This is a genomic window from Deinococcus phoenicis (assembly GCF_000599865.1).
GTDB lineage: Bacteria > Deinococcota > Deinococci > Deinococcales > Deinococcaceae > Deinococcus > Deinococcus phoenicis.
In genome coordinates this window covers 168,176-177,765 of sequence record NZ_JHAC01000004.1, presented here as the reverse complement: position 1 = coordinate 177,765, position 9,590 = coordinate 168,176, and the positions used below count along the sequence as shown (strand labels likewise).

Genomic DNA, 9,590 nt, shown 5'->3' with positions numbered 1-9,590 from the left:
AGGGCTGGTTTCAACGGTGTGGCTATACCCTCACCCGGCAACCCTTATGAGCGCCGTCCTAGCCCACTCGGCTCGGCGGGGCGGGGGTACCGCTCCTCACCGCTGTTCTTCATTTGCCTGGCCAGTTAGAAGGCGGGCCTGGCATCCCCCCACCCAAACCCTCCCCCGTGGCCTCGTAGTCTTGAGGGGAGGAAAACTGTTGACTTCTACTCTCACCTTCCCGCCCCTCAACACAGACGGCATTGAGCGCATCCTCGCCCGCCGGGAACCCGACCACGTATCGGTCATCGTTGCCGCGCCTGGGGTCGGTAAGAGCACCCTCACGCGGTCGGTACTTGCCCACCATCTGAAAGCAGGTCGCCTGCGCCGGGTCTTGTGGGCGGTACAAGCCATCAATGAGCCTGACTCCCTCGGTGCTCAGGCACAGCAGGACTTCCAGGACCTGGGCATCCACACGGAGACCATCTACAGCTCGGCCCGCTGTGATGAACTGGGAAAGCCCTATCTGCCGCAGTTTCAGTGGCCGGACCACCCGGCAGTGAAGATCGTGTCCCATGCCAAGCTTCCCCTGATCTTCGGGGCGCGGCACGCATCCATGTCCCTGCGCCAGGCAGACCTGCTGGTCATTGATGAGGATCCCACGGCGGGGCTCCTGCTGAGCTACGAGCAAGTGTTACCCGGCGCGGCTCCCATGCACCTGAAGGCTTTGCCTGAAGAGGATCCCGTCTGGCAAGCGCTGCAGAAGGTTGCAGAAGGCGCCCGGCGCTCGGACACCCGAACCTTTGCTCTCCCCAACCGGTTCATCCGCGGATACGGCCTGTTTGGCTCTCCCTTCTGGGCGGCCTTCCAGGCGCATCACCCAGGGCCAGTAGACGTTCTGGCCCTCAAGAAGACCCTGGCCCGCTTCGTGCGTTCCCAGCAGGCGGTATGGCTGGCGCAGGCCTTCGCCGAGGACGCGGCTCTGGTGGCCGGGGGCCGGGGCAATGGACAGCCAACCGCTGCGGCAACGCTTCGGTCTGCACTGGCCCGGGGGCAAGGCGCTCTCTGCCCCTACCCAGTTGCGGTACAACCTGCGCCTCCCCCTCCGGTACGGGCTGCCGATTCTCGTGCTGGACGGCTACGCGAACGAGACCTATTACCGGGCACTCTTCCAGGATCAGGAACGGGTGACCCTGCACGAGTTCGAGCGGGGCGACAAGCTGGAAGTGGAGTGCAGCCCCCTGCTGCACGTCAACTTCCTGCATGATGGGAAGGAGAAAGGCCGCCAACGGCGGATTCAGGTGGCGGAGGAACTCGCCCACCAGAAGCAGGTAAAACCCCGAGCGTCCGCAACTGGCCATCGTGAACAAGAATCTACGGGGCGAAGACGCCGAGTGGCCCCAGATCATCGAGCGCGCCTATGCGGCCAGTGGTTTGAGCGGGACGTCTCTGGCCCTGATGCATTGGCACGCCGGACGGGGCAGCAACGCTCATGCGGGCGCTGACGTATATGCCCTCAGCCCCCCGCACCTCAGCGGCATGTACCAGGAATACACGCTCTCCGCCTTGTTCCCAGATGACCCGGAGGCCCGGGAAACATTCAAGGCCCTCGCGCGGGGAGCTGAACTCCTGCAAATGCTCAACCGGGGCCGCCAACCCAGGTACCCCCTGGGCCAGAAACCTCGCATCATCATCGGTGCAGATGAGGCTCAGGTTCACCCCACGCTCGGGTACCTGGCTGACCGGGTGAACCTCCAGGCGTACCAGCCGCTGCGACAGTTCAAGCGCCGCAGCAAGAACCCCCGCTGGCGTGACATGACGGCCGCACTGACCAGTGAGTTGCTGGCCTTCTTTCCCAATGGCCTCGCCAGGCCGCTGCTGGACGCGCTGCCCCGTCACCCCGCCCGGAGTAAAAAAGCTCAGGAAGCCCGGCAACGGCTGCAGGTGTGGGCGCTCACCCTGGATCCGTCCAGTCATCTCTACCGCAGCTTTCACGACGAGCGCGCCTGGGAATACAACGACGTTGCGGTCGGGGGCGGCAAACATGACGGCCAGCTCCTGGAGAGCGTCATGCAGGCTCTGGGGCTGGAGGCATGTCGTGGAACGGGTAGCCAGCTCACCGTCTATATGGCGCGGGGGAAGGACCCCCAGGCTGCCCGGCAAGATTTCACTTACTTACTGGCCCTCGGTGAGCCTGCTCGCGCCACTCCCAGCCCCCAAGCGGCCCACGCTCCTCCAGGTCACCAGACCGCCGGAAAACGGGGAGGGGTTCCACTGGTGTTACCCCCGGCAGGGGGAGATACGGCACCAGCAGCGGCCACAGGCGCCAGGATGGAGGTGGTCGTGCCTTGAGGTGAGTGTTGCCGATGAGCTGAAGCGGTACGCGAAGGGAAGTCAACATCTAAGCCTCCAAAGAGAACCCGGTCACCCTTTCAGGGGACCGGGGAAGGACGTGGGGTTGTGGGCCAGCAGATTGATGGCAGACTGGACCGACAGTACGGCGGGGGTAAGGTGGAGAGCGGTGACCTGCACGAACACTATCGCGCCGCTGTCAAGCCCCCCACTGGGAACCTGGTTTCTGCCTGCATTGCCTCTGACACCTTAAGTCTACGGAGCTTGTCAAGCCCCAGGTCGGGAAACCGAAAAATGCTGTCCTGGGCGTGTTTCCTCGCAAATCAAGTGCCCATGTCGGCAGTGACGAGAATCAGGTGATCGAAGGCCGCGTCCTTCACGGCCTGGGTCACGTACGGCACATCGTCCGGGTGCAGATGGAACTCTTGCAGCCGCGTCCCACCCAGGTGAACGCCACGCAGCCAGCGGTACCGGCCAGGCGGCGCCTGCGAGGTCACCTGCAACACCGCCACCAGGCAGTTCTGCCGCGCCAGCATCATCGCCAGCTCGTGAACGAATGTGTCATTGGGTGTAGCCAGAAAGGTTTTCAGGGTCTTCATCACCGCTGTTCTTTTGGAATGGGAAAGGTCACGGTGATCCCAGCGCCTCGTCGGGCTGTGTGGGCGTCCTTTCCCGCTGGCCAGCCACCACCTCCACCCAGAGGGTCTCCAGGCCGAAGTGCCGGGCATGATCCACCAACGCCCCGATCTGACCCGCGACAATCGTGTCCTCGCGCCCCTGACGGCTGAGGGTGATGCTGGCCACGCCCGGACCAGCACCATGCGACCCAAAGACCTCTTCTGGGAGGACCAGAACCAGATAGTTGACCTGGGCGGCACGCGCCAGCCGTATCCCTAGCGGGAGGTCATCCTCGTGGAGGCTCATGAGGCCCAGCCAGGGCACATTGCGGTACAACTGGGGCCTCCCCAGGTCAGGAGTTTCCTCACGCACCACTCGCAGGAGCAGCACCCGGTCGTCCCGAAGCGCCAGTGCGGCCGCCACCTGCAGGGCCAGGTCAAACGCCGATTCGTTGACTACGAGTCTTTGCAGGGGCATCCCGGCACTCACAGGCGGTCTCCAGGCGAGAAGCGCAGGTGGGCGGCCTTGAGGTCCTCATCGAGGAAGTTCACGTACCGGCGCGTCATCTCCAGGCTGCTGTGCCCCAGAATCTGCTGGAGGGTGAACACGTCTCCCCCGTTGCGCAGGAACTCCACGGCGAAGCCCCGACGGAAGGCGTGGGGAGCCACCTGGGCACGCGGGAGGCCCGATGCTTCCGCCAAGCGACACAGGCGAATGGACACACAGCTCCGCGTCATCGCCTGACCACTGCGGTTCAGAAACAGGTGCTGCACGCCTGCGTGGCGCGGCTTGCGCTCCCGGCGCATGTAGGTGCTCACCGCCGTCATGGCCCGTACCCCCACAGGCACAGATCGCTCCCGGTTGCCCTTGCCGATCACCCGGAAGACCCCCCGCTCCGGTTGCAGGTCGGCGACCCGCAGGCCAATCACCTCGGCCAGACGCACACCCGTATCGAAGAGGGTGAGGATCAGGGCCACGTCTCGCAAGGGCTGATCGGTTGCACGCGCAGCCTTGAGGAGCTGCCCAACCTGCTCCGTAGCCACGGTGGGCAGGCGGTGGTTGGGGAGGGTAGGCCGTTCCAGACGCTGCGCGGGGTTGCGGGGCAGCAGTTCCTCCCGGTGCGCCCAGCCGAAGAAGGCCTTGAGCGCTCGCACGTGGGCGTGGACGCCGCCCGCTGCGAGGCCCTGCTCTTCGAGCCACAGCACGAAGGCGCGCAGGTGCGTCACGGAGATCAGGGTGGGGAAGGTGGGGAAGCCCGGCGTCTGCGCCGCGTAGCGGTCCAGGGCACGGCGAGTCACGCCGTAGAAGTTGAGGGTGGTCCTGGCCCGCCGCTTGACCCGAAGGTGGTAGAAGAACTGCTCCCAGAGCTCTGCCGTCGTCATGATGGTCCCTTCCGACGGCATTTTCCTGGGTCCTGAAGAGTACACGATCACTGCTGGGTGAACCGAGTCCATTTTTCAAGGCCAAAAGAAAAACCCCGTCCTGGACGGGGTTCTCGTCTTTGGTGGCGATGCCCGGACTTGAACCGGGGACCTAACGATTATGAGTCGTTCGCTCTAACCAGCTGAGCTACATCGCCTTAAAAAGTTGCCCCGCACAGTGGCGGGGGCTTCTGGTGGAGCTGAGGGGATTCGAACCCCTGACCTTCTGAATGCCATTCAGACGCGCTCCCAACTGCGCCACAGCCCCGAAGGCCCGGTTAGATTACCAATGACCTCCCGACTTGTCAACGCCCTGCGGCGGAACGTTGTGCGGCCAGCTGAACGTAGCCCTCAATCAGGTGAATGACGACCGGATTGTGGGTGTGGACGCCGTGCGCTTCGCCGTTTCCGCCCTCCTCGATGAAGTGGGCGATCACGGCCGCCTCGCCGTCGCGGGCGAGCAGGAAAGCGCGCTGGCCCTCGGCGGCAACGGCGGGAAGGCCCGCCAGGGAGGCGCGGTGCAGGTCCACTCCCCGGGGCGTGAGGCGTTCGAGGCGTTCGGCCAGTGCCGTCTCGCCCGCCATGTAGACGCTGCGGCGGGCGTTCAGTGTCAGGTCCTCACACAGGCTGCGGACGGCCGCCTCTCCGTAGAGGTGGTAGACGGCTTCCGGGGCCGGATCGGGGGCCAGCCGCGACAGGTCGCGGTCGAGGGCACCCAGGCGGTCATCGAAGGACCGGCGGGCGCGGGCCAGGTACTCGCGGGCGCTCAGCGGCGCGTATTCCAGCGGGTTCTGCCCCACGCGGGCGGCCAGGCCCCGGCCCTCCAGCCGTTCGAGGGTCTCATAGATCTTGGGGCGGGGAATGCCCGCCTGCCGGGCCACACGGGCAGGCACCGCGCGCCCCAGGGCCAGCAGAGCCGTGTAAGCGCGGGCCTCATATTCGGTGAGGCCCAACGCTTGCAGGTGAATCACAGCACTCATGTCCGTCCAGCATACGGGAAAAGCCCGGCTGTCCAGCACAGCGAGTGGCCCAGAGCCGGGAACAGCGCAGAATAAGAAGGAGGTGCCCGGCAGGTTACAGCCTCCGTTGGTTGGCCCCCAGCGGCTGGCCGCCAGCCAGCAGCCAAGCTCACATTTCAAAAGAGTAAAGTGCTTTAGATTCTACTCCTAAGAGGTCCCTTCACTTCTCCCCGCCGCCCTGTGCGGCAGAAACGAGGCCCCATGCGTTCCCTGATCCTCCTGACCACCCTGGCCCTGACGGCGGGCCTCAGCGCCCAGGCTGCCGCACCGACCCTGACCAAGGGCGTGCTGAAGATCGCCATGGAAGGCACCTACCCGCCCTTTACCTTCAAGGACGCGCAGGGCAACCTCAGCGGCTTCGACGTGGACATTGCCAAGGCGCTCGCCGCCAGACTGGGTCTGCGCCCGGAGTTCGTGCTGACCGAGTGGAGCGGCATTCTGGGCGGCCTCCAGGCCAACAAGTACGACGTGATCATCAACCAGGTGGGCATCACGCCCGAGCGGCAAAAGGCCATCGGAATGAGCCAGCCGTACGCCTACAGCCGCCCGCAGATCATCGTGCGTAAGAGTGGCAGCTTCAGCCCGAAAACGCTCGCGGACCTGAAGGGCAAGCGCGTGGGCGTGGGGCTGGGCAGCAACTTCGAGAAGCAGCTGCGGGACGCGGGGGGCATCAACGTGGTCACGTACCCCGGCGCACCCGAGTACCTGGCGGATCTGGCGGCGGGACGGCTGGACGCGGCCTACAACGACCGCCTGTTGGTGGGGTACCTGATCACCAAGAACAACCTTCCGATTCGTGGGGCGGGCGTGATCGGCCAGCCGGAACCGGTTGGCGTCGCCTTCAAGAAGACGAACGCGGCCCTGGGCAGCGCGATCAACCGCGCCCTGACTCAGATCAAGGCCGACGGCACCTACGCCAAGATCAGCCGCCAGTGGTTCGGGCAGGACGTCAGCAAGCCCTGATTCCGGCCAGCAGGCGTGCGGGGGAGGCAGGCAGCGTCACCGCTCCGCCTCCCCCGTTCCCGTTGACCCCCACCCCGAGCCGTCCTGAGAGAATGCTCCATGATCGCCGAGCAGCTGCAACTGATTCTCCAGAGTGCCTGGGCGGCCCTGCCCACCCTGCTGCGCGCCGCGCCCATCACGCTGGGCTACGCGCTGGCGGCCATGCTGCTGGGCCTACCGCTGGCCCTGCTGGTCGCGCTGGCGCGGCTCTCGGGCATTGCGTTCCTGCGGTGGCTCAGCGGCGTGTACGTGTCCTTTATCCGGGGCACGCCGCTGCTGGTGCAGATTTTCGTGGTGTATTACGGCCTGCCGTCGTTCGGTGTCACCCTCAGCCCGCTGGTGGGCGGCGTGCTGGCGCTGACGCTGAATGCCGCCGCCTACCTCTCGGAGACGATGCGCGCCGCGATCCTGAGCGTGCCACGCGGCCAGTGGGAAGCGGCCCTCAGCCTGGGCCTGACGCGCCGGCAGACCCTGCGGCTGGTGGTGCTGCCCCAGGCGGCGCGCGTGGCCCTGCCCAGCCTGGGCAACACGCTGATCGGGCTGGTCAAGGACACGTCGCTGGTCTCGGTCATCACGGTGGTCGAACTGTTGCGCAGCGCCCAGCTGGTGATCGCGCGGACCTTCGAGCCGTTCGGGCCGTACCTGGCCGCCGCGCTGATCTACTGGGTCCTCAGCAGCCTGCTGGAACTCGTGCAGCGGCGGCTGGAGACGCGGCTGGCCCGCCAGGGCTGATACGGATTCCGGATAATCCGTTATTTCCTTCCCCTTCCAATCCGGTTAATCAGTCATTCCACAGCTGATTAACCGGAAGTTTGATGAGGGCGGCAGGTAACGCAGCCAACCAGAAAAAAGCCCCGGCCTGAAGCCGGGGTCTTTTCTGTTGGTGGGCGGTATAGGATTTGAACCTACGACCTCTCGCGTGTGAAGCGAATGCTCTACCGCTGAGCTAACCGCCCGTGGGATGCTGCTGGTGGGCCCTGCCGGATTTGAACCGGCAACCAATCGGTTATGAGCCGACTGCTCTGACCGTTGAGCTAAGAGCCCGGGCCGATGAGCGAGGGGAAGTGTACCAGCGCCGCCGGGGGTTGTCAAACCCCACAACCAGGCCTACCGGGGTAGAGTGCGGGGCATGCGGGCCGTACATGTGGCGTCGGAAGTGTTTCCCTTTTCGCGGTCGGGGGGGCTGGGAGACGTGCTGGCGGCTCTGCCGGCGGTGCAGGCCCGGCTGGGTGCGGACGTGACGGTCGTGTCCCCCTGGTACGCCGCGCTGACCGGCACGCCGCAGGAGGTGTGGCGCGGCGAGGTGCCCGGTGTCGGCCCGGTGCGCGCCGGGGAGGTGCGGCAGGACGGCGTGCGCTTCCTGTTCGTGGGCCTGCCCGCCTTCGAGCGGCCCGGCCTGTACCACCCCGACGATGTGGAGCGCTTCTGCGCCTTTGGGCGGGCCGTGCTGCCGGTGCTGCACGCGCTGGAGATCCGGCCGGACGTGCTGCACGGCCACGACTGGCAGGCGGGATTGGTGGTGGCGCACGCGCATCTGCTGGGCTGGCGCACGGCCTTTACCATCCACAACCTCCAGTACCAGGGCCGCTGGAATCTGGCCGAGGCCTGGGCGTGGACGGGGTTGCCGGACTGGACCTTCGGTCCGGAAGGTGTGGAGTTCTTCGGGGACCTGAATCTGATGAAGGCGGGGCTGGTCTTCGCGGGGCAGGTCACCACCGTCAGCCCCACCTACGCGCGCGAGATCACCACGCCGCAGTACGGTGAGGGGCTGGACGGGCTGCTGGTGCGCCTCGCGCTGGAGGGCCGCCTGAGCGGGATTCTGAACGGGCTGGACCAGGACCGCTGGAACCCCCGCACCGATCCCGACATTCACCCCTACACGGACGCGGCGGGGAAGGCGGCGAACGGGGCCGCTCTGCGCGCGGAGTTCGGGCTGGACGGCGCGCCGCTTCTGGGGGTGGTCAGCCGGCTGGCGGACCAGAAGGGCATGGACCTGCTGATCGAGGCGCTGCCCGAACTGGTGAAGGACTGGAACGTGGTGGTGCTGGGCGGCGGCGATCCGTTGTTGACAGCGGCGCTGACCGGCTGGGCACAGCATCCGCGCGTGGCTTTCGTGCCGGGTCTGAATGAAGCGCTCGCGCACCGCGTCTATGCGGGTGCGGACGCCTTTGCCATGCCCAGCCGCTTCGAGCCGTGCGGCCTGTCGCAGATGATCGCCATGCGCTACGGCACGTTGCCGGTCGTGCGCGAGACGGGCGGCTTGGTGGACACCGTGCCGGGCGACGTGGGCTTCCGGTTCGCGGACGCGACGCCGCAGGCGCTGGCGGCGGCCTGCCGGGAAACGCGGACCGCGTATGAGGATCAGCCCGAGTGGCAGGCCCGCATGGAACGCGGCATGGCACTGGACTTCAGCTGGGACGGCCCGGCCCGGCAGTACCTCGCGCTGTACCGGGGCCTGTAAGCCTCAGCGCAGGAACGCCAGCAGCGCCGCGCTGAACGCTTCCGGCGCGTCGAGGTTCGAGAGGTGCATCGCGCCGGGGATGAGCTGCCGCTCGCCGTGCCCCAGGGCCGCGATTTCCTGCGCCAGCTCGGGGGGTGTCAGGTCGTCCTGCTCCCCGACCAGGGCCAGCAGGGGCAGCCTCAGGGCGCGGAGGGTGTCCCGCTGGTCGGGCCGCGCCGCCATCGCCCGGAGCGCCCCCGCGATCCCCTGCGGCGTGGCGGCCCCGATCATGGGCCGGATGCGGGCAAACGTTCCGGGGCGGTGTTCCTCGCGGGCCGCTTCGATGATAAAGTCCCGGCCCTCAGCCAGCACGCGGTCGGCCTGCTGGCGGCGGTCTTTCTGCTTCCCGGCGTCGTCGGGGCGGGCGGAAGTGTCGGCCAGCACGGCGCGGGCGAAGCGGTCCGGGGCCTGCGCGAGCAGCTCCAGCGCGAGGTAGCCGCCCATGCTGAGGCCGACCAGCGCTGCGGGTTCGGGCGGCAGCGTGTTCAACAGGTCGCGGGCCGTGTCCGCCAGCGAGGTCATCGCGCCCCCGGCCCCGCCGAAGCCGGGCAGGTTCGGGGCGAGGACGGTCAGGCCCGCTGCCTCCAGCGCGGCTTTCTGATCATCCCACATCGCGGCGGAGAGGGGATAGGCGTGGAGCAGCAGCACGGTGCGGGGTCGGTCCTGGGTCATGCGGTCAGGCTAGGACGGGCGCGAGCC

The 9,590-nt window shown here is 66.9% G+C and carries 10 protein-coding genes and 4 tRNA genes; 5 read left to right on the top strand and 9 right to left on the bottom strand.

Translation table 11 applies throughout. The features are described 5' to 3' along the window. Positions 1–199 precede the first annotated feature (199 nt). Both DEIPH_RS19540 and DEIPH_RS01795 read left to right on the top strand, forming a co-directional pair. Positions 200–1,246, top strand: a complete 1,047-nt coding sequence (locus DEIPH_RS19540; RefSeq protein ID WP_152544728.1) for a hypothetical protein — start codon at positions 200–202, stop codon at positions 1,244–1,246. Positions 1,247–1,341: 95 nt separating this feature from the next. Beyond that, positions 1,342–2,331 carry a hypothetical protein gene (locus DEIPH_RS01795; RefSeq protein ID WP_034352788.1) on the top strand — a complete coding sequence of 330 codons (990 nt, stop codon included), beginning with the start codon at positions 1,342–1,344 and terminating at the stop codon, positions 2,329–2,331. A gap of 323 nt (positions 2,332–2,654) precedes the next feature. On the opposite strand, the gene DEIPH_RS01790 is transcribed toward DEIPH_RS01795, so the two are convergent. The 6 genes from DEIPH_RS01790 to DEIPH_RS01765 all read right to left on the bottom strand — a co-directional run bounded on the left by DEIPH_RS01790 (position 2,655) and on the right by DEIPH_RS01765 (position 5,350). Next, a complete protein-coding gene (locus tag DEIPH_RS01790; protein WP_034352785.1) occupies positions 2,655–2,930 on the bottom strand; it encodes a hypothetical protein in 276 nt (91 codons plus the stop codon). Between the two features lie 28 nt (positions 2,931–2,958). Continuing rightward, positions 2,959–3,438 (bottom strand): hypothetical protein, encoded by a 480-nt coding sequence (locus tag DEIPH_RS01785; protein WP_034352782.1) that lies wholly within the window; start codon positions 3,436–3,438, stop codon positions 2,959–2,961. Then, positions 3,435–4,331, bottom strand: a complete 897-nt coding sequence (locus DEIPH_RS01780; RefSeq protein ID WP_034352880.1) for a tyrosine-type recombinase/integrase — start codon at positions 4,329–4,331, stop codon at positions 3,435–3,437. Before DEIPH_RS01780 ends, DEIPH_RS01785 begins: the two co-directional genes overlap by 4 nt. A 120-nt stretch (positions 4,332–4,451) precedes the next feature. Further along, positions 4,452–4,528: transfer RNA gene (locus DEIPH_RS01775), tRNA-Met, on the bottom strand. A gap of 34 nt (positions 4,529–4,562) precedes the next feature. Next, positions 4,563–4,638 (bottom strand) — tRNA-Ala (locus tag DEIPH_RS01770). Positions 4,639–4,675: 37 nt separating this feature from the next. Continuing rightward, positions 4,676–5,350, bottom strand: coding sequence for a TrmB family transcriptional regulator (locus DEIPH_RS01765; protein ID WP_034352779.1), 675 nt, complete (start codon positions 5,348–5,350; stop codon positions 4,676–4,678). Positions 5,351–5,590: 240 nt separating this feature from the next. Between DEIPH_RS01765 and DEIPH_RS01760 the strand changes: the two genes are divergently transcribed. Both DEIPH_RS01760 and DEIPH_RS01755 read left to right on the top strand, forming a co-directional pair. After that, a complete protein-coding gene (locus tag DEIPH_RS01760; RefSeq protein ID WP_034352776.1) occupies positions 5,591–6,352 on the top strand; it encodes a transporter substrate-binding domain-containing protein in 762 nt (253 codons plus the stop codon). 99 nt (positions 6,353–6,451) lie between these two features. Then, positions 6,452–7,123, top strand: a complete 672-nt coding sequence (locus DEIPH_RS01755; RefSeq protein WP_034352772.1) for an amino acid ABC transporter permease — start codon at positions 6,452–6,454, stop codon at positions 7,121–7,123. Between the two features lie 149 nt (positions 7,124–7,272). On the opposite strand, the gene DEIPH_RS01750 is transcribed toward DEIPH_RS01755, so the two are convergent. Together DEIPH_RS01750 and DEIPH_RS01745 are read right to left on the bottom strand one after the other, a co-directional pair. Next, a tRNA-Val gene (locus tag DEIPH_RS01750) sits at positions 7,273–7,347 on the bottom strand. A 12-nt stretch (positions 7,348–7,359) separates the two neighbouring features. Then, positions 7,360–7,435 (bottom strand) — tRNA-Ile (locus DEIPH_RS01745). Positions 7,436–7,520: 85 nt separating this feature from the next. Here DEIPH_RS01745 and DEIPH_RS01740 point away from each other — a divergent pair. Continuing rightward, on the top strand, positions 7,521–8,852 hold the full coding sequence (locus DEIPH_RS01740) for a glycogen synthase (RefSeq protein WP_034352768.1): 1,332 nt from the start codon (positions 7,521–7,523) through the stop codon (positions 8,850–8,852). A 3-nt stretch (positions 8,853–8,855) separates the two neighbouring features. Here DEIPH_RS01740 and DEIPH_RS01735 read toward each other — a convergent pair whose 3' ends face one another. Beyond that, positions 8,856–9,563 carry an alpha/beta fold hydrolase gene (locus DEIPH_RS01735; RefSeq protein WP_034352765.1) on the bottom strand — a complete coding sequence of 236 codons (708 nt, stop codon included), beginning with the start codon at positions 9,561–9,563 and terminating at the stop codon, positions 8,856–8,858. Positions 9,564–9,590 lie beyond the last annotated feature (27 nt).

Coding starts and splice junctions, on each gene's coding strand:
- DEIPH_RS01740 (WP_034352768.1), top strand. CDS start 7,521: ATGCGGGCCGTACATGTGGCGTCGGAAGTGTTTCCCTTTTCGCGGTCG.
- DEIPH_RS01780 (WP_034352880.1), bottom strand. CDS start 4,331: ATGACGACGGCAGAGCTCTGGGAGCAGTTCTTCTACCACCTTCGGGTC.
- DEIPH_RS01735 (WP_034352765.1), bottom strand. CDS start 9,563: ATGACCCAGGACCGACCCCGCACCGTGCTGCTGCTCCACGCCTATCCC.
- DEIPH_RS01765 (WP_034352779.1), bottom strand. CDS start 5,350: ATGAGTGCTGTGATTCACCTGCAAGCGTTGGGCCTCACCGAATATGAG.
- DEIPH_RS01755 (WP_034352772.1), top strand. CDS start 6,452: ATGATCGCCGAGCAGCTGCAACTGATTCTCCAGAGTGCCTGGGCGGCC.
- DEIPH_RS01760 (WP_034352776.1), top strand. CDS start 5,591: ATGCGTTCCCTGATCCTCCTGACCACCCTGGCCCTGACGGCGGGCCTC.
- DEIPH_RS01790 (WP_034352785.1), bottom strand. CDS start 2,930: ATGAAGACCCTGAAAACCTTTCTGGCTACACCCAATGACACATTCGTT.